Source organism: Tranquillimonas alkanivorans (genome assembly GCF_900115595.1).
Lineage (GTDB): Bacteria > Pseudomonadota > Alphaproteobacteria > Rhodobacterales > Rhodobacteraceae > Tranquillimonas > Tranquillimonas alkanivorans.
Map to the genome: position 1 here is coordinate 135,545 of NZ_FOXA01000006.1, position 15,923 is coordinate 151,467.

General features: G+C 69.8%; 15 protein-coding genes. 8 read left to right on the forward strand and 7 right to left on the reverse strand.

The features are described 5' to 3' along the window. The first annotated feature begins 25 nt into the window (after positions 1 to 25). The gene (locus tag BM162_RS09550) at positions 26 to 697 is read left to right on the forward strand and encodes an NAD-dependent epimerase/dehydratase family protein (protein ID WP_439332828.1); all 672 of its coding nucleotides are present in this window, start codon (positions 26 to 28) and stop codon (positions 695 to 697) included. A 30-nt stretch (positions 698 to 727) separates the two neighbouring features. Here BM162_RS09550 and BM162_RS22760 read toward each other — a convergent pair whose 3' ends face one another. Further along, positions 728 to 1,822 (reverse strand): hypothetical protein, encoded by a 1,095-nt coding sequence (locus tag BM162_RS22760; protein ID WP_177215117.1) that lies wholly within the window; start codon positions 1,820 to 1,822, stop codon positions 728 to 730. Between the two features lie 135 nt (positions 1,823 to 1,957). Here BM162_RS22760 and BM162_RS22765 point away from each other — a divergent pair, with 135 nt between their 5' ends. Further along, on the forward strand, positions 1,958 to 2,836 hold the full coding sequence (locus BM162_RS22765) for a diacylglycerol/lipid kinase family protein (RefSeq protein WP_177215118.1): 879 nt from the start codon (positions 1,958 to 1,960) through the stop codon (positions 2,834 to 2,836). A 120-nt stretch (positions 2,837 to 2,956) separates the two neighbouring features. Here BM162_RS22765 and BM162_RS09565 read toward each other — a convergent pair whose 3' ends face one another. Then, a complete protein-coding gene (locus tag BM162_RS09565; RefSeq protein WP_093420950.1) occupies positions 2,957 to 3,694 on the reverse strand; it encodes an SDR family oxidoreductase in 738 nt (245 codons plus the stop codon). A gap of 91 nt (positions 3,695 to 3,785) precedes the next feature. Further along, positions 3,786 to 5,567, reverse strand: a complete 1,782-nt coding sequence (locus BM162_RS09570; RefSeq protein WP_093420953.1) for an IlvD/Edd family dehydratase — start codon at positions 5,565 to 5,567, stop codon at positions 3,786 to 3,788. A 141-nt stretch (positions 5,568 to 5,708) separates the two neighbouring features. Between BM162_RS09570 and BM162_RS09575 the strand changes: the two genes are divergently transcribed. Together BM162_RS09575 and BM162_RS09580 are read left to right on the forward strand one after the other, a co-directional pair. Continuing rightward, entirely contained in the window at positions 5,709 to 6,452 is a 744-nt protein-coding gene (locus BM162_RS09575) for an AzlC family ABC transporter permease (RefSeq protein ID WP_093420955.1), read from the forward strand. Further along, on the forward strand, positions 6,449 to 6,769 hold the full coding sequence (locus BM162_RS09580; RefSeq protein ID WP_093420958.1) for an AzlD domain-containing protein: 321 nt from the start codon (positions 6,449 to 6,451) through the stop codon (positions 6,767 to 6,769). The genes BM162_RS09575 and BM162_RS09580 overlap by 4 nt, the downstream gene beginning before the upstream one ends. A gap of 80 nt (positions 6,770 to 6,849) precedes the next feature. Here the strand turns inward: BM162_RS09580 and BM162_RS09585 are convergent, their stop codons facing one another. From BM162_RS09585 to BM162_RS09600, 4 genes are all read right to left on the reverse strand, one after another. Further along, positions 6,850 to 8,943, reverse strand: coding sequence for a DEAD/DEAH box helicase (locus tag BM162_RS09585; protein ID WP_093421134.1), 2,094 nt, complete (start codon positions 8,941 to 8,943; stop codon positions 6,850 to 6,852). A 145-nt stretch (positions 8,944 to 9,088) separates the two neighbouring features. Further along, positions 9,089 to 9,979: a phytanoyl-CoA dioxygenase family protein gene (locus BM162_RS09590; protein WP_093420960.1), complete on the reverse strand. Its 891-nt coding sequence runs from the start codon at positions 9,977 to 9,979 to the stop codon at positions 9,089 to 9,091. A gap of 48 nt (positions 9,980 to 10,027) precedes the next feature. Then, positions 10,028 to 10,951: an NAD(P)-dependent oxidoreductase gene (locus BM162_RS09595; RefSeq protein WP_093420963.1), complete on the reverse strand. Its 924-nt coding sequence runs from the start codon at positions 10,949 to 10,951 to the stop codon at positions 10,028 to 10,030. A 10-nt stretch (positions 10,952 to 10,961) separates the two neighbouring features. Further along, positions 10,962 to 11,723, reverse strand: a complete 762-nt coding sequence (locus tag BM162_RS09600) for an SDR family oxidoreductase (RefSeq protein ID WP_093420965.1) — start codon at positions 11,721 to 11,723, stop codon at positions 10,962 to 10,964. 149 nt (positions 11,724 to 11,872) lie between these two features. Between BM162_RS09600 and BM162_RS09605 the strand changes: the two genes are divergently transcribed. The 4 genes from BM162_RS09605 (at position 11,873) to BM162_RS09620 (ending at position 15,917) form a co-directional block, all read left to right on the forward strand. Further along, a complete protein-coding gene (locus BM162_RS09605) occupies positions 11,873 to 12,472 on the forward strand; it encodes a LysE family translocator (RefSeq protein ID WP_093420968.1) in 600 nt (199 codons plus the stop codon). Further along, on the forward strand, positions 12,469 to 13,665 hold the full coding sequence (locus BM162_RS09610) for a mandelate racemase/muconate lactonizing enzyme family protein (RefSeq protein WP_093420971.1): 1,197 nt from the start codon (positions 12,469 to 12,471) through the stop codon (positions 13,663 to 13,665). The genes BM162_RS09605 and BM162_RS09610 overlap by 4 nt, the downstream gene beginning before the upstream one ends. Further along, complete coding sequence (locus BM162_RS09615) at positions 13,662 to 14,570, forward strand: dihydrodipicolinate synthase family protein (protein ID WP_093420973.1); 909 nt, start codon at positions 13,662 to 13,664, stop codon at positions 14,568 to 14,570. The genes BM162_RS09610 and BM162_RS09615 overlap by 4 nt, the downstream gene beginning before the upstream one ends. 189 nt (positions 14,571 to 14,759) lie before the next feature. Continuing rightward, positions 14,760 to 15,917, forward strand: coding sequence for a fumarylacetoacetate hydrolase family protein (locus tag BM162_RS09620; RefSeq protein ID WP_093420976.1), 1,158 nt, complete (start codon positions 14,760 to 14,762; stop codon positions 15,915 to 15,917). Positions 15,918 to 15,923 lie beyond the last annotated feature (6 nt).

Here is a 15,923-nt window from a genome sequence, read left to right on the forward strand (position 1 = left end):
TCAACAACAAGGCTGCGACGCGGTGGTGCACGCTGCTTTCCACCACGTCCCCGGCCGCTATCGCGGCGGAGAGGGCGACGATCCGGAGGGCTTCCGCCGCCGCAACCTCGACGGCACGCTGCGCCTCTTCGACGCCGCCCGCGCCGCCGGGCTGTCCCGCGTCGTCTTCCTGTCCACCCGCGCCGTCTATGGCGACTACCCGCCCGGCACGCGGCTGACCGAGGACCTGCCCCCGCGGCCCGACACGCTCTATGGCGACGTGAAGCTGGCGGCGGAACAGGCGCTTGCCGCCGCCGGTCTCACCGGCGTCAGCCTGCGCGCCACGGGCGTCTATGGTCCGCCCGTCCCCGGCCGCCCGCACAAGTGGCAGAACCTCTTCGGCGCCTTCGGCCGCGGCGAAACCCTGTCGCCTCGTATCGCCACCGAGGTGCACGCGAGCGACCTCGCCGCCGCCGTCCGCCTCGCCCTGACCGTCCCGCAGCCGCCGCCCCTGCTCAACGTCTCGGACATCGTACTCGACCGCCGCGACCTGCTGCGACGCTACGCCGACCTGACTGGAGGCCACGGCCGCTTGCCCCTCCCGGGCGATCCGAAACAGGTCAGTGAGATGGACACGACCCGCCTACGCTCGCTCGGCTGGCGGCCCGGCGGCCTCGGAGCGCTGGACGGCACACTTGAGGCTCTGGCCGGAGGCTGACCGCCGCCAATTCGCCCGCTTCGGTTCCCGTCAGAGCCGCGCACGCCAGAAGCGGAACCGCTCCTGCCCCGTGACCTCGTGCACCAGCCCGCGCTCCTCGAACGTCTTCATGTTGCGCTGCACGGCGGCGCGCGAGGCGCCCGTCTCGGCCTCGAGCATCGGGGCCGAGGCAAGCGGCCACGCCGACAACGCCGCGATGATCCGCGGGGGTGTGCGGCCGGACAGGTCACTGATCGCCTCGCGCGCCCGCGCCGTCCACGCCGACAGCCGGTCGGCCTCCATCAGGGCACGCAGGCAGGCCCGCTCGACCGAGGCCAGCCAGGCCTCCAGCCGCTCCTGCGCGTCGCCGCGCCCCTCGAAGGCCCCGGGACCGCCAAGGGCCACGGGCAGAAACGTGGCGCCGCCGCGCGCGCCGTCGGCGCCCAGCCGGGCGGCGACCACGGCGCCTTCGAGCCCCGTGTCGTCGCCCGACACGTCCGCCGCCTCCCACGCTGCGCGAGCGAAGCAGGCGCGAGCGGCAGGATGCAGCGCTTCCGCCTCCAACACGGCGCGCGCCCAGTCCTCGGACAGCAGGCGAAACTCCTCGCCCCGCGGGCTGCCGGCCGGGTCCGCGTCGGCCGCCGGGTCACCGCCGATCCGCCGCCCCAGGAAATCCGCCAGCGCCCCCGCCGCCGCGGCGTCGCCGCTCCCCAACGGACCCTGACCGCCGCCGCTCAGCCGCCGCACTGCCCAGCCCGCCCGCATCAGCGCGCGGGCGTCGTCCGCCGCCGTCGACAGCCGCGCGGCCAGGTAAAGGCCCAGCCGGTCCACCGGCACCCGGTCGCCGAGGTGCCAGCTCAGCTCGGCCACCTCCATCAGGACCACGCGGCGCCGCAGGCCCGCGCCGCCCTGCCGCAGCGCCTCGTCCAGCGCGCCGAAGGCCGCCGCCGCGCGCGCCAGCGGCACGGCGCAGCGCGCCTGCGCGGCGATCCATGCCTCGGCCCGGGGACCGTCGGGCCGAAGCTCGGCCCTCGGGCCGGGCATGTCCCACGCCGCGTCCTCGGGCGGCTGGCGCAGGAACCACGCATCGCCGTCCCCGGCCGAGGTCGGGTCCCTTTGCGCGTCCGGGTCGTCCGCTCCTGCCACGCCTGCACTTCCGGTTGCCGTTTCTCTGTCCGCCCTTTTTGCGCCCGTCCGGGACGGAAAGTCAAAGCAGTGCCGCCCACTCATCCAGCCGCCGGCCGCGCGGAACGTGTCCGCGCAGCCGGCGTTGCCGCTGCGATGCGTGTGCTGCTGTACCACAATCAAAGCGCGGGCAACGGCGACATCCCGGCCGACAACGTGCTCACTGCACTCCGACGCGCCGGGCACGACGCTGTCTACCGCGAGAAGAAACGCGGCCCCGTCGACGAAAGCGACCTAAAGGATGTCGAGCTGGTCGTGGTCGCCGGCGGCGACGGTACCGTGAAGTCGGCCGTCGAACGCTTCCATCACGCCGTCCGCGATTTTGCCATCCTGCCGCTGGGCACCGCCAACAACATCGCCCGCGCACTCGGCATTCGCGGCACGGTGGCCGACCTGGTGCCCCGTCTTGCCGACGCGCCGACCCGGAGCCTGAACGTCGGCCACGTAGACGTAGCCGGCGAAGCCGCCCCTTTCGTCGAAGGCGTCGGCGCGGGACCACTCGCGCAGGCCATGACCCAGACCCACCGCCGCGACATTCCGAGCGCCCGCAAAAGCGAGTTCGCGCGCCGCGTCCTCGCCATGCTTCTTGACCGCGCTGTCCCGCTCGACCTTCGCCTCACCGCCGACGGGCACGAGATCGGCGGCGACGCGCTGATGGTCGAGGTGCTCAACACCCCGTTCGTCGGTCCCAACCTCTGCCCGGCCCCAGACGCCGACCCCGGTGACGACCGGCTCGCCGTCGCCATCCTGCGCCCCGAGCAGCGGGACGCGGCGCTTCGGGCGCTAGAGGCGGGCGAGAGCCGCGTGCCGCTCGAGGTGATACCCGCCGCGCGCGTCGAGATGGACCTGGCGAATGCCGCCCTGCGCATAGACGACGACTTCTTCGACCCGCGGCAGGCGCTCCGCACCCTCACCCTGGCACTGGAGCCCGACGCGCTGCGCATCGCCGTTCCCGCCGCGAAGGACGAGCCGTGACCGCCGCTTTGATCGACCGCCGCCCCCGGACCTGGCGGACGGCTACGACCTTGGCCGCCCCGCCCCATGCTCACGGGTCAGGCAGACGCGGTCGATCCAGTCGCCCGCGTCCGATGCTCCTCAGCCTCTCCCGACATACGGCATGGCGGTCGCCATCACCGTCATGAACTGCACGTTCGCCTCGAGCGGAAGGCTCGCCATGTGCATGACGGACGAAGCGACGTGCGCCGCGTCCATCACGGGCTCGACCTTCTCGGACCCGTCCGCCTGCGGCACGCCGCGGGTCATCTTCTCGGCCATGTCGGTCAGCGCATTGCCAATGTCGATCTGCCCGCAGGCGATGTTGAACGGCCGCCCGTCCAGCGACAGCGTTCGCGTCAGCCCCGTCACCGCATGCTTCGACATCGTGTAGGGCGCCGACCCCGGCCGCGGCACATGGGCCGAGATCGAGCCGTTGTTGACGATCCGCCCGCCCTGCGGGTCCTGACGCCGCATCAACCCGAAGGCCGCGCGGGCGCACAGGAACATGCCGGTGATGTTGGTGTTCGACAGCGCCAGCCAGTCCTCGACCGGGATCTCGTCGATCGGAGCGCTGCCGATGTTGATGCCGGCGTTGTTGAACAGCACGTCGAGCCGACCCCAGGTGTCGGCGATCTCGACGAAGCGCGCGGTCACCTGGTCGGGGTCGGTCACGTCCATCGGCAGGATCAGCGCGTCGCCGTGGCCCCCGGCCGTCTCCTCCAGAGCCTCGGCCCGGCGGCCGGCCAGCGCGACCGTCCAGCCGCTGTCGAGAAACAGGCGCGCGGTCACGCGGCCGATGCCGCTGCCTGCGCCGGTGATCAGGATATTGCGGGTCATGTGTCCTCCGGAAACGCGCCGCTGGAGGCGACGCGGGGCCTCCGGCGGGGATATATGTGAGACAAGGAAGGGGGGCGGAGCGCCCCCGTCTTCAGTGGTTGTCGCGCGGAAGCTCGCGCCGCACCTTCTGGTAGGCGGTGGCGAGTTCCAGGCAGCCGCCATCGGCCAGCTGGCCCACGTTCTTGCGGTAGATCTCCTGCCACGGCGTCTGGTGATGGATCTCGGGCGGCGTCCAGTCGGCCTTCCGTGCCTCCCACTCGGCATCGTCCACCAGAGCGTCCAGCGTGCAGGCGTTGAGATCGAGCCGCACCTTGTCCCCGGTCTTGAGGAAGGCGAGCCCGCCGCCCACCACCGCCTCGGGCGAGGCGTTGAGGATCGAGGGGCTTTCGGACGTGCCCGACTGCCGCCCGTCGCCCACCGTCGGCAGGTGATTCACGCCTTCGCGGATCATGGCGTCGGGCGGCTGCATGTTCACCACCTCGGCCGAGCCGGGGTAGCCCACGCAGCCCACGCCCCGGATGAACAGGATCGTCTTCTCGTCGATGTCCAGCGAGGGGTCGTTGATCCGGTCGTGGTAATCCTCGGGCCCCTCGAACACCACGGCCTTCGCGTCAAAGATGTCCTCGTGCCCGGGGTTCGACAGGAACCGCTTGCGGAAGTCGGGCGAGATGACGCTGGTCTTCATCAGCGCCGAGTCGAACAGGTTGCCCGACAGCACCAGGAAGCCCGCATTCTCGCGCATCGGCTCGGCGTACGTGGTGATCACCCGCGTGTCGCGGCTTTCGCGGCCCTCCAGATTCTCGTCCATCGGCTTGCCGGTGACGGTCATGCAGCCGCCGTGGATGCGCCCGGCCTTGCGCAATTCGGCCATCACCGCCGGCACTCCGCCCGCGCGGAAGAAGCTTTCGCCCAGGTATTCGCCCGCCGGCTGCATGTTGACCATCAGCGGCACGTCGAAGCCGACGGTCTGCCAGTCCTTCACGTTCAGATCGACGCCCGCGTGCCGCGCCACGGCCTGCAGGTGCGGCGGAGCGTTCGTCGAGCCGCCGATGGCCGAGTTCACGACGATCGCGTTCTCGAACGCCTCGCGCGTCAGGATGTCCGAGGGCTTGAGGTCTTCGTAGATCATCTCGACGATGCGCCGCCCGGTCTCGTAGGCCATCGCCATGCGCTCGCGGAACGGCGCGGGGATTGCCGAGCAACCGGTGAGCGACATGCCGAGCGCCTCGGCCATCGCGTTCATGGTCGAGGCGGTGCCCATGGTGTTGCAGTGCCCCAGCGACGGCGCCGACGCGCAGACCCGCTCCATGAACTCCTCATAGTCGATCTTGCCCTCGGCCAGCAGACGGCGGCTTTCCCAGACGATGGTACCGGACCCGGCAAGCTTGCCGTTCCACCACCCGTCCAGCATCGGGCCGCCCGACAGCACGATGGCCGGCAGGTCGACCGTCGCCGCGCCCATCATCATCGCGGGCGTGGTCTTGTCGCAGCCCGTGGTCAGCACGACGCCGTCGATCGGATAACCGTGCAGCACCTCGACCAGTCCGAGATATGCCAGGTTGCGGTCGAGCGCGGCGGTCGGGCGCTTGCCCGTCTCCTGGATCGGGTGGACCGGGAACTCCATCGGGATGCCACCCGCGTCGCGGATGCCGGCCTTCACGCGGTCCATCAGGAAGACGTGGATCTTGTTGCAGGGCGCGATGTCGCTGCCCGTCTGCGCGATGCCCACGACGGGGCGGTCGCTCTGCAGCTCCTTGCGGGTATATTCCTGGTTCTGGTACCGCTCCAGGTAAAGCGAGGTCATGCCGGGGTTGTTCGGGTTGTCGAACCACTCCTGCGACCTGAATTTCTTGTGCGCGCGCATATCGCCCATGGCGAGCGGCCCTCCCTTTTCACGTCGAACGGGGCCGCCGCGGGGGCGGCCCGTGTGTGCCTTGTGACAGCAAACCGATTTGGTATACCAAATGCAAGAGCCATTCGCGGCCCCACCGCGCCGCCCCGATCCGGAGACACCATGACCCGCCCCGCCGCCGTCGCCGACCCCGGCCCCCGCACGGCCCGCCCCTTCGTGCAGGGCCTCGTCGATTGTAGCCCCTTCGTGCTGATCGTCGTGCCCTTCTCGCTGCTCTTCGGCGTGGTCGCCCGCGACGCCGGGCTCGACCTGCTGCAGGTCATGTCGATGTCGGTGCTGGTGATCGCCGGCGCGTCGCAGTTCACGGCGCTGGCACTGCTGCAGGACAACGTCCCGGTCTTCATCGTGCTTCTCGCCGCGCTGGCGGTGAACCTGCGCATGGCGATGTACTCGGCGGCGCTGGTGCCGCACCTCGGCCACGCCCGGCTCGGCGTGCGCGCGCTGATCGCCTATCTCATGGTCGATCAGGCCTTCGCCGTCGCCGCGAAGAAATACGAGGAAGAGCCGAAGATGACCGGCGGCCAGAAGGTCGCCTATTACTTCGGCTGCATGGCGCTGATCTGCCCCATCTGGTACGCGTGCACCTTCCTGGGCGCCGCGCTCGGGCGCGCGATCCCGGCCTCGCTGTCGCTCGACTTCGCGGTCCCGGTCTGCTTCATCGCGCTGACAGCGCCGATGCTGCGCTCGGGCCCCCACGTGATCTCCGCCGGCGTCTCGGTCGTCGCCGCCATCGCCTTCGCCTGGCTGCCGTGGAACTTCGGCCTGATCGTGGCCGCGCTCCTTGCCATCATCGCCGGCGCGCAAGCCGAGCTTTTCTTCAAGCGCCGCACAGAGGCCCGCACATGATCGACACGACATCGTTCTGGATCGTGACGATCCTGCTGGGCATCGGCACGTTCCTGATCCGGTTTTCGTTTTTGGGCTTCTTCGGAGGGAAAGAGCTGCCGGGCTGGCTTCTCCTCCACCTGCGCTACGTGGCCGTCGCGGTGTTCCCGGCGCTGGTCACGCCGCTCGTGCTGTGGCCCGATGCCACGGGGGGCGAGATCGAACCCGCCCGCCTTCTCGGCGCCATCGCCGCCTTCGCCGCCGGCTTCCGCTTCGGCGTCGTCGCCGCCATCGTCGCCGGAATGGGCAGCCTCTGGCTCCTGCAGGCCCTGCTCTGAGCCGTCAGCCTTCGTGCATCTTCGGTCCTGAAATATCCTCGGACGGGGGGGAACCCCCCCCTGCTCCGCCCGAAGCCCGCCTAGCGCTTCTGGCGTGTTGGCCGCGCCGATCCGCCCTCGGTCCGTTTGCCGGCCGTCCCACGCTGCGGCTTGCCACCGCCCGCGCCGCCAGGCGGCGTGAACCGCTTGGAGGTGTCAGAGGCGGCAGAACTCCGCCGCAGGCCCGCGCCAGGCCCCTTTCCCCGCGGCGCCGTAGCACCCGTACCGGGCCCCTTGCCGCGTGGTGCCGTCGCTCCGCCGCGCTTGTCGGTCCCTGCGGGCCGCCACTCGGCCTTGCGCTTGCCACCGGTCGGACCTGCTTCCGCCTTCGCTTTCCGCTCGGGCCCCGTCGCGCGCGGCTTGGCACGTGCGGATGGCTTCGACGGCGCGGCCGACGGCTCCCGCTGCGGCGGGGCCTCGCGGCGCGGCTGCGGATCGCGCCGAAGCTGTTCACGCCGCGGCGTCTCCTGGGCGGCCTCGCCGGACGTGACTTCCGGAGCCGGGCGCGATGGACGTGCCGCGGGTGTCGCCCGCCGCGCCGCCGCCGGGGCCGTGCCCATCTCGGGCGCACCATCCAGAAGGCGGGCCTTCACCCCCTCTTCCAGAACGCCGCCCTCGCCCAGCGACGCCAGGAAGTCGGGCACACGGGCTTCGGCCAGCTCCACGAACGTCTCGGAATTCTGCACGCGGATCGCGCCGATCACGTCCTTGTCCAGGCCGCCGGCGCGGCACAGCAGGGGCAGCAGCCAGCGCGGCTCGGCCCGGTCGTCGCGCCCGACCGACAGCGCGACCCAGGCGCTCGGCCCGAACGGCGCGCGCTCGCGCGGCGCGGGGCGCGCGTCTGGCGCCGACAGCTCCTCGGGCGCGGAATGCTTGGTGCGGTACAGGCGCAGATAGGCCGCCGCCACAGCCTCGGGCGCACGCTGCGCCAGCAGGCGGGCGGCGAAATCGGCCTCCGCTTCGCTCATTTCGGCGTCCCAGGCCGGGTCGGACAGCAGCCGCTCCTCGTCGCGGCGCAGGATGTCCTCGGCATCGGGCGCGGTGGTCCACTCGGCCGTGACGCGGGCACTTTTCAGCAGGCGCTCGGCGCGTTTCATCGCCTTCGGCGGCACAACCAGGGCCGAGATCCCCTTGCGCCCCGCGCGCCCGGTCCGCCCCGAGCGGTGCAGAAGCCCCTCGGCGTTCGAGGGAAGCTCGGCGTGGATCACCAGTTCAAGGTTCGGCAGGTCGATGCCGCGCGCGGCGACGTCGGTGGCCACGCAGACCCGCGCCCGCCCGTCGCGCATCGCCTGAAGCGCGTGGCTGCGCTCGTTCTGGCTCAACTCGCCCGACAGGCAGACGACGGCGAAGCCGCGGTTGGCAAAGCGCGCCGTCAGCCGGTTCACGGTGGCCCGCGTGTTGGCGAAGACGATGGCGTTCTGCGCCTCGTGGTAACGCAGCACGTTGATGATCGCGTTCTCGGCGTCCTGCGGCGCAACCTTCAGCGCCTGATAGGCGATGTCGGCGTGCTGGCTGCGGTCCGACAGCGTCGTCACGCGCACCGAGTCACGCTGGTAGTGCTGCGCGAGCGTGGCGATCATCGGCGGCACGGTGGCCGAGAACATCAGCGTACGCCGCTCCTCGGGGGCCTCGCCCAGCATGAACTCCAGGTCCTCGCGGAAGCCCAGGTCGAGCATCTCGTCCGCCTCGTCCAGCACCACCGCGCGCAGGCTGCTCATGTCGAGCGAACCGCGCTGGATGTGGTCGCGCAGGCGTCCGGGCGTGCCCACCACGATGTGCGCACCGCGCTCGAGCGCCCGGCGCTCGTCGCGCATGTCCATCCCGCCCACGCACGAGGCGACGCGCGCCCCCGCCTTGGCATAAAGCCAGGACAGCTCGCGCATCACCTGGAAGGCCAGTTCGCGCGTGGGCGCGACGACCAGCGCCAAGGGCGCCGCCGCCGGCCCCAGCGTGCCCTCCGCGTCCAGCAGCGTCGGCCCGATGGCCAGCCCGAAGCCCACCGTCTTGCCCGAGCCGGTCTGAGCCGAGACCAGCAGGTCGGCGCCTTGCAGGTCGGGGTCGGTGACGGCCTTTTGAACGGGCGTCAGCGTGTCGTATCCGCGCTCGGCGAGCGCGTCGGAAAGGGTCTGGATCATCGAAAGCCGATCTGGAAGGTGCATGGGCGACGCAACAGCGTCGGCGGCCTCGTCGAATCGACGGGCCAGATGTGCACCTCTACCGCGTTCGGGCGCGCCTGTATACTGACGAAATCGCGCGACTGCTTTGCGCCAGCCGCGCTCGTCAGGCAAAAGCGCTCTTCGCCCCGCCGGATTTCTGCATGGTGAAGATCGAGCTCGCGTCCTTTGCCGGCGGCAGCGGCATGCGCACCGGCACCGGCTCCAGCCGCGGGGTCAGGCACACCTCGCCCGTGATCACCCGCTCCTGCAGGTCCGCCCAGAACCTCTGCTGCCCGATCGAGTGGATATAGCTGTTCGAGCCCAGAAGCGGCCAGGCGTCCGCCGCGTGGCACTCGTAGAACAGGATCAGCCGGTTGCGGTCGCTCATGTTCGGGGCCGAGCCGTGAAGCGTGCGTGCGTGGTGCACCGTCATGCTGCCCGCCTTTCCGGTCAGCGTCACGATCCGGTCCTTCTCGAACAGCGGGTCGTCGGGGTCGATCGCGCCGCAGAAGCGCCCGTCGTGGTGATGGCTCAGAAGCGGCCCCTTGTGGGTGCCGGGCACCACCATCAGCGGGCCGTTCTCTTCGTCCACGTCCTCGAGCATCAGGCCGAAGGCCAGCATGTCGTCGTTGGTATGTGGATAGAAAGCCCAGTCCTGGTGCCACTCCACCGCCGCCCCGCCGCCCGGCGCCTTCGTGTTCAGCTTCGAGGTCTGAAGCAGCGTGTCCGGCCCGAGAAGGTCGTTCAGCACCCGAGGCATGGGTGAGTCTTGCAGCACCTTCCAGAAGAACGGGTGCTGCTTGTGGGGCAGCTTGATCCGCGTCAGCCGCGGCGTCTCGGCGCTGTGCCCCGAGTCGAGGTCGAACACGTCGTCGCTCTCGCTCACCGCGCGCGAGCGGTCGATGAACTCGTAGGCGATGCGCCGCAGTTCACCCAGCTGCTCGGGCGTGACCGCGTTCTCGACCATCAGATAGCCGTTGTCGCCGTAGAAGCGTTTCTGCTCGGCCGTCAGCATGTCTCTCCTCCCTGGAACGAAGAACGGCCGCTCTCGCGGCCGTCCCTGTCACTTCTTTCCTTTCTCCACCTCGGCGGCCATGTTGATGCCATTCAGCCGCGCCACATGGTCGGCGAGCATCGGGACATAGTCCCCGCCTTTCCCGATGGCTTCGACGTGGGTGTAGTAGTGCTTGATCGACGCGCCCATCAGGTTCATCACGTCTGCCGCACTCGCCATGTTCGCGGCATAGCGGACATCCTTGCTGGCGTTGGCGATGGTGAACTTGTGCGCGTCGCGGTCGCGGTCCACGGCATAGCGCATGAAGGTCTCGAAGAAGCCGTTCGACAGGCGGCTGCCGCCGATGACTTTCTGGATGGTCTGCGGCGACAGCCCCACCTTCGCGCCCAGCGTCAGAGCCTCGGCGAACAGCGCGCCGTAGCCCATCGAGATGAAGTTCATGATCAGCTTCATCTTGTGCGCGCTGCCCACGGGCCCGACGTGGTTGATGTTGCCCGCCCAGCACTCGATCACCGGGCGCACTTTCTCGAACGTCTCGTCCGAGCAGCCCACCATCGCGTCGAGGGTGCCTGCCTCGGCCTCGGCCGGCGTGCGCCCCAGGGGTGCGTCCACCATGGTCATGCCCGCGTCGTCCAGTTCCTCGGCCAGCGCCTCGGTCGAGACGGGATCCGAGGTCGTGGCGTCGATGACGATCAGCCCTTTCTTCCCGCTCGCCAGGATCCCGTCCTCGCCCCGCACGATCGCCTCGACCTGGGGCGAGTTCGACAGGCAGATATGGATGATGTCGCAGTGCTCCGCCATCTCGCGCGGGGAGGACGCCTCCTGCGCCCCCTGCTCGACCAGGTCCTGCACCGGCGAACGGTTGACGTTGCCCTTCACCCACAGCGGATAGCCGCCCTTCAGGATGTTCTTCGCCATGCCGTGGCCCATGTAGCCCACGCCGATGAAGCCGATTGTCGGTTTGTCGCTCATCTTTCCTCCCTCACAAACTCGCGGTGATCCCGCCGTCGACGAACAGGGTGTGCCCGTTCACGAAGCTCGCGGCGTCCGAACACAGGAACACGCAGGCGCCGACCAGTTCCTCGACCCGGCCCCAGCGCCCGGCGGGCGTGCGCTTTTCCAGCCAGGTGCAGAACTCGGGGTCCGCGACCAGCGCGGCGTTCAGCGGCGTGTCGAAATAGCCCGGCGCGATGGCGTTGCAGTTCAGCCCGTGCCGCGCCCAGTCGGTCGCCATGCCCTTGGTCAGGTTCGCCACCGCTCCCTTGCTGGCGGTGTAGGGTGCGATGCCCGGCCGGGCGAGCGCGGTCTGCACACTGGCGATGTTGACGATCTTGCCCTGTCCGCGCGGGATCATGTGGCGCGCCACCGCCTGCCCCACCAGGAACACCGACTCGACGTTCGTCCGCATCAGCCGTTCGAACGCCTCGACCGGAAACTCCTCGAGCGGGGCGCGGTGCTGCATCCCGGCATTGTTCACCAGGATGTCGAGCGCGCCCTCCTCGGCTTCGAACCGGTCGACGGCCTCCTGCACGGCGCCCGCGTCGCACACGTCGAAAGCCAGCACGCCCACGTCCGCACCCTCGGCCCTCAATGCCTCGGCCGCCTCTTCCAGCCGCTCGGTGTTGCGCCCGTTCAGCACGACGCGCGCACCTGCTTGCCCCAGCCCCCGCGCCAGCGCGTTGCCGATGCCCATGGACGAACCGGTGACCAGCGCGGTGCGCCCGCTCAGGTCGAAAATCTGCATGAAATCGCTCCCTTGCAGCGGCTCCGGGAACCGCCTTGATGCTGCTGCGAAATGGTATACCATTTTGGCGACCATGCAAGCCGCCCCCGGACCGGGCGGCCAGGGGGGACACGGATGACCGAGACCACGGACACGGCGCCGAGGCGCCGATGCTGACTTTCGCCGCGGCGGTCTTCTTCCTGATCGTGACGCCCGGGCCTGGCGTGCTCTCCACCGCCGGCGTCGGCTCGGCCTTCGGCTTCCGTTTCGGCCTGCGTTACGTCACGGGCCTGTTCATCGGCACGAACCTCGTCGCCGCCGCCGTGATTTCGGGCCTTGCCGCCATCGTGCTGGGCGTGCCGTGGGTTCGCAGCGTGCTGATGGCGGCCTCGATCGCCTATCTTCTCTACCTCGCCGCCAAGATCGCCTTCGCCGGATCGAAGATTGCCTTCATCGAGGCACGCGAGGCCCCCGGCGCGGGCGCGGGGATCGCGCTTCAGGCGATCAATCCCAAGGCCTATGCCGTGAACACCGCGCTCTTCACCGGCTTCGCCTTCTATCCCGCCAGCCTCGCCGTCGAGACGGCGACCAAGCTCGTCATCGTCAACCTGATCTGGATTCCGATCCACCTCGCCTGGCTCTGGGCCGGGGCCGCGCTGCATCGGCTGGACCTGAGCGCGCGCGCGCAGCGGCGGATCAACTTCGTCATGGCGGGCTCGATGCTCGCCGTCGTCGCCCTCGCCATCGCTTCGGCCGTGGAGGTCGCATGAGGATCACGAAGCTCGAAACCATCCGCATCGCCGAGCGCCCCAACCTGCTCTGGCTGCTCGTCCACACGGACGAGGGGCTGACCGGCCTGGGCGAGACCTTCTTCGGCGCCCGCGCAGTCGAGGCGCATGTCCACGAAACCCTCGCCCCGCTGGTGATCGGAGAGGACCCGCGCCGGATCGAGCACCTGTCGCGCAAGGTCAAAGGATATTTGGGCTTCCGCTCCACCGGGGTCGAAAGCCGCGCCAACTCGGCTTTCGACATCGCGCTCCATGACCTGAACGGAAAGGCCACGGGCCAGCCGGTCGCGCAGCTTCTGGGCGGCTTCACGCGCGAGCGTATCCGCACCTACAACACCTGCGCCGGCACCGGATACATGGCCGAGGCGAAGGGACAACAGACCGGGAACTACGGGCTGGGCCGGGGCGGCGACTTCGACGACCTAAACGGCTTTCTTCACCGCGGCGACGAGCTGGCTGAATCTCTGCTCGGCGACGGCATCACGGCGATGAAGATCTGGCCCTTCGACGCCGCCGCCGAGAAGACCGACGGCTGGGACATCTCCGCCGCCGACCTGACCGCCGCGCTCGAGCCGTTCGAGAAGATCCGCCGCGCCGTGGGCGACCGCATGGACATCATGGTCGAGTTCCACTCGCTCTGGAAACTCCTGCCCGCGATGAAGATCGCCCGCGCGCTCGCCCCCTACGGCACCTATTGGCACGAGGACCCGCTGAAGATGGAGAGCCTGTCTCTCCTCAAGCGCTACGCCGAGGTCTCGCCCGCGCCCATCTGCGCCTCCGAGACCCTCGGCGGCCTCGGCGCCTTCCGCGACCTGCTCGAAACCGGTGCGGCCGGCGTGATCATGCTCGACGTCGCGTGGTGCGGCGGCCTGACCGAGGCGCGCAAGATCGCCGCGATGGCCGAGGCCGCGCAGCTTCCTATCGCGCCCCACGACTGCACAGGGCCGGTGGTGCTCGCCGCCTCGACGCACCTGTCGCTCGCCATGCCGAACGCGCTGATCCAGGAAAGCGTGCGCGCCTATTACCGCACCTGGTACCGTGACCTCGTCACCGCCCTGCCGCCGGTCGAGAACGGACAGATCACCGTGCCCCCCGGCCCCGGCCTGGGGCTCGAGCTCAACCCCGAGCTCGACCGCGCCTTCACCGTATCCAGACAGACATCGGAGACCCCATGACATATTCCGGCATCTGGCCCGTCGCGCCGACGCCCTTCAACGACGACGGCACGCTCGACCTTCCCGGCATGAAGCGCGTGCTCGACTGCATGATCGATCAGGGCGTCGACGGCATCTGCATCCTCGCCAACTTCTCCGAGCAGTTCCTGATTTCGGACGCCGAGCGCGAGACGCTCACCCGCCTTTGCCTCGAACACGTCTCGGGCCGGGTGCCGGTAATCGTCACCATCAGCGCCTATGCCACGCCCATCGTCGTGGAGCGCGCCCGCTTTGCGAAAGACCTCGGCGCGGACATCGTCATGATGATGCCGCCCTACCACGGCGCGCTGATGAAGGGCACGGCGCAGCAGACCTACGAACAGTTCGCCGCCGTGGGCGAGGTCGGCATCCCGATCATGGTGCAGGACGCGCCGCTCTCGGGCGTGGACCTGCCGGTGCCGCTGCTGGTGAAGATGGCGCGCGAGATCGAGATGCTGAAGCTTTTCAAGATCGAGTGCCCGCAGGCCGCCGCCAAGCTCCGCACGCTCATCGCCGAGGGCGGCGACGCCATCGAGGGGCCCTTCGACGGGGAAGAGGCGATCACCCTTCTCGCCGACCTCGACGCGGGCGCGACCGGCACCATGACCAGCGCCATGATCCCCGACCTGATCGGCCCAATCGTGCGCGACTTCCTTGCCGGCAACCGGCAGGCGGCGTTCGACGGCTACGCCCGCGTGCTTCCGGCGGTGAACCACGAGAACCGCCAGTGCGGTTTCCGCTCGGCCAAGGCCGCGATGGTGGAGGGCGGCGTGATCAGGTCCGACTTCTGCCGCCACCCGATCCCGCCGCTCCACCCCGACACCCGCGCGATGCTGATGGAGCTCCTCCGCCCCCTCGACCCGCTCGTCCTGCGCTGGGGCAAGTGATGGACGCGGCGCGCGCTCATTTCGACTTTGCAACGGCAACCAGCGGCCCGCCGCAAGGACAAGTGCGCGCTCCTCACAACCCGCACGCCCGGCGGCCACGCCGGGCAGCGCCCACCACGGGCGGACGCTGCCCTCGTCTTCCCGGCGCGAGCCACCAACTCAATCCCACACGACCAACCGGAGCGCCCCATGACCCTCCCCCTCGACAACGACCTCCCCGGCGACGCCCTTCTCGTCACCCGCGTGTGGCGGCCCGGCATCGGCCCCTCGCTCGCCCTGCTGCGCGGCGACACGCTGCACGACATCACCTCGCAGGAAGCGCCGACCATGCGCGACCTGCTGGAGCGTGACGACCTCGTGGACTACCTCCGCGATGCAAAGGGCGAGGCCATCGGCACGCTTGAAGAGGTCGCCGCCGGCTCCAACGAACTCGGCGAGTCCAGCGTCCCCCGCTTCCTCGCTCCGCCCGATTTGCAGGCGATCAAGGCCAGCGGCGTGACCTTCGCCGAATCCATGGTCGAGCGCGTGATCGAGGAGCAGGCGGCCGGCGACGCCGACCTCGCCTTCGACATCCGCCAGCGCGTCGCGGGCATCATCGGCGACAGCCTGTCGGGCATCAAACCCGGCTCCGACAAGGCGATGCAGGTCAAGCAGGTGCTCCAGGCCGAGGGGCTCTGGTCGCAGTACCTCGAGGTCGGTATCGGACCCGATGCCGAGGTGTTCACCAAGTGTCAGCCCATGGCCTCGGTCGGCTGGGGCGCGTCGGTGGGCCTCCACCCGATCTCCAGCTGGAACAACCCCGAACCCGAGATCGTGCTGGCAATCGACAGCCAGGGCCGTCCGCGCGGCGCGACCATCGGCAACGACGTGAACCTGCGCGACGTCGAGGGCCGCTCGGCGCTGCTGCTGGGCAAGGCCAAGGACAACAACGCCTCCTGCGCCATCGGCCCGTTCCTGCGCATCTTCGACGAGAACTACTCGATGCACGACGTGCGCGAGGCCGAGCTGACGCTGAGGGTCGAGGGCGAGGACGGCTTCGTGCTCGACGGCCGCTCTTCGATGACGAAGATCAGCCGCGACCCCGAGGACATCGTGCGCCAGACCATCGGCCGCCATCACCAGTATCCCGACGGCTTCTTCCTGTTCCTCGGCACACTCTTCGCGCCGACGCAGGACCGCGACGCCGACGGGCAGGGCTTCACCCACAAGGCGGGCGACGTGGTGACGATCCGCGAGGACAAGCTGGGCGAGCTGCGCAACGTGGTGCGGCTTTCGACCGAATGCCCGGAGTGGACCTTCGGCGCCTCGGCCCTTATGCGGAACCTCGCGGGCCGCGGCCTGCTGTGATCCCAT

What these genes read in the sequence shown, in the direction of transcription:
- BM162_RS09585 (WP_093421134.1), bottom strand. Translation starts at nt 8,943, where the DNA reads ATGATCCAGACCCTTTCCGACGCGCTCGCCGAGCGCGGATACGACACG.
- BM162_RS09595 (WP_093420963.1), bottom strand. Translation starts at nt 10,951, where the DNA reads ATGAGCGACAAACCGACAATCGGCTTCATCGGCGTGGGCTACATGGGC.
- BM162_RS09570 (WP_093420953.1), bottom strand. Translation starts at nt 5,567, where the DNA reads ATGGGCGATATGCGCGCGCACAAGAAATTCAGGTCGCAGGAGTGGTTC.
- BM162_RS09565 (WP_093420950.1), bottom strand. Translation starts at nt 3,694, where the DNA reads ATGACCCGCAATATCCTGATCACCGGCGCAGGCAGCGGCATCGGCCGC.
- BM162_RS09605 (WP_093420968.1), top strand. Translation starts at nt 11,873, where the DNA reads ATGCTGACTTTCGCCGCGGCGGTCTTCTTCCTGATCGTGACGCCCGGG.
- BM162_RS09620 (WP_093420976.1), top strand. Translation starts at nt 14,760, where the DNA reads ATGACCCTCCCCCTCGACAACGACCTCCCCGGCGACGCCCTTCTCGTC.
- BM162_RS09600 (WP_093420965.1), bottom strand. Translation starts at nt 11,723, where the DNA reads ATGCAGATTTTCGACCTGAGCGGGCGCACCGCGCTGGTCACCGGTTCG.
- BM162_RS09575 (WP_093420955.1), top strand. Translation starts at nt 5,709, where the DNA reads ATGACCCGCCCCGCCGCCGTCGCCGACCCCGGCCCCCGCACGGCCCGC.
- BM162_RS09590 (WP_093420960.1), bottom strand. Translation starts at nt 9,979, where the DNA reads ATGCTGACGGCCGAGCAGAAACGCTTCTACGGCGACAACGGCTATCTG.
- BM162_RS09615 (WP_093420973.1), top strand. Translation starts at nt 13,662, where the DNA reads ATGACATATTCCGGCATCTGGCCCGTCGCGCCGACGCCCTTCAACGAC.
- BM162_RS09610 (WP_093420971.1), top strand. Translation starts at nt 12,469, where the DNA reads ATGAGGATCACGAAGCTCGAAACCATCCGCATCGCCGAGCGCCCCAAC.
- BM162_RS09580 (WP_093420958.1), top strand. Translation starts at nt 6,449, where the DNA reads ATGATCGACACGACATCGTTCTGGATCGTGACGATCCTGCTGGGCATC.
- BM162_RS22765 (WP_177215118.1), top strand. Translation starts at nt 1,958, where the DNA reads ATGCGTGTGCTGCTGTACCACAATCAAAGCGCGGGCAACGGCGACATC.